The 1,670-nt window shown below is 45.7% G+C and carries 1 pseudogene; it reads left to right on the top strand.

Annotated elements, in window-relative coordinates:
* Positions 1-1,417 (top strand): annotated as a pseudogene (locus BBROOKSOX_RS10715) (hypothetical protein); the annotation flags it as partial.
* Between the last annotated feature and the right edge of the window lie 253 nt (positions 1,418-1,670).

Below are 1,670 nucleotides of genomic sequence, written 5' to 3'. Positions count from 1 at the left end.
GTTGAGTTGTGGCGGTTGCCATCAAAACAGTAATGGTGCAGAAATTGCCCCGAATGTTAAATGGCCACCGAGTAAGTTTTTTGTCCATGTTGATGAGCGCGGCAATCTATCTCCAGCATTAACCAAGCAATTTTTACCTGCTCGAGCGGCTTTATTGGCAGATTACTGGCAAAAAACAGTAAAAAAGTGGCACTTTGCTGAGGTGGATTACTCTAGTGCCTATGATAATTTTGGTGGGTTTTTTAATGCGCCAAATTATCCTAACATTTATGCCTTTGCCGCCCTTAAAGCCGACGGGTCAATCAAGGCATGGGGTAATTCAAAGTATGGAGGCACAGGCGCACCCTCTGGTAATGGCTATACCAAGATTTATTCAAATAAGTATGCCTTTGCCGCTCTTAAAGCCGACGGGTCAATCAAGGCATGGGGTGGTTCAAAGTATGGAGGCAAAGGTGTGCCCGCTGGTAATGGTTATACCAAGATTTATTCAAATAAGTATGCCTTTGCCGCTCTTAAAGCCGATGGGTCAATCGCGGCGTGGGGTGATCCATATTGGGGAGGCAAAGGTGCACCCGCTGGTAATGGTTATACCAAGATTTATTCAAATAAGTATGCCTTTGCCGCTCTTAAAGCCGATGGGTCAATCGCGGTGTGGGGTGGTAATCCATATTGGGTAAGCACTGCACCCAATGGTAATGGTTATACCAAGATTTATTCAAATGAGGGGGCCTTTGCCGCCCTTAAAGCCGATGGGTCAATCACGGCGTGGGGTGATTCACGCTATGGAGGCACAGGTGCACCCAATGGTAATGGCTATACCAAGATTTATTCAACTGGGTCGGACTTTGCCGTCCTTGAAGCCGATGGTTCAGTCACGGTGTGGGGTGACTGGGGTAACTCAAGCGCTAGAAGAAGCACAGATGCACCCAAGTATCGTAATGGCTTTATCAAGATTTATTCAACTGGGTTGGACTTTGCCGCCCTTAAAGCCGATGGGTCAATCACATCGTGGGGTCGTTCACTTTATGGAGGCACAGATTCACCCTCTGGTAGCTATACCAAGATTTGTTCAAATATACATGCCTTTGCCGCCCTTAAAGCCGATGGTTCAATCAGGGTGTGGGGTGGCTCACGCATTAAAAGCAAAAGCGCATTTGAAGATGTACCCAATGGTAATGGCTATACCAATATTTATTCAACTGTGGGTGCCTTTGCCGCCCTTAAAGCCGATGGGTCAATCACAGCGTGGGGTGATTCGAATAGTGGAGGCACAGATGCGCCCTCTGGTAGTGGCTATACCAAGATTTATTCAACTGAGCATGCCTTTGCCGCCGTTAAAGCCGATGGGTCAATCACGGCGTGGGGTAATTCGACTTATGGAGGCACCATACCTACATCTAACGCTACATCCGATTAAATATAGGGCAATGCCAACTTAAAGTTTTTTCAAATTAACGGATTAAAACACTTAAAGACGCTCAAAGAACCCTAGTGCGATTTATCCGCAAATTGACTAAAGGGTGATAGCTCTTCAAGTATTGGCGGATTAAACCATGAGTGTTCTCATTAGAGCCCCTTGCCATGACGCATACAGATCAGCAAAGTAAATATTAACACTTTAAATGATTAGATAAGGTAGCGTGTTGCATGATTTCAGAGTCTCTATCATA

The organism is bacterium endosymbiont of Bathymodiolus sp. 5 South (assembly GCF_900128535.1).
In the GTDB taxonomy this organism is placed as follows: domain Bacteria; phylum Pseudomonadota; class Gammaproteobacteria; order PS1; family Pseudothioglobaceae; genus Thiodubiliella.
The sequence above is the reverse complement of the archived record's forward strand: the minus strand, read 5'-3'. Positions and strand labels throughout refer to the sequence as shown.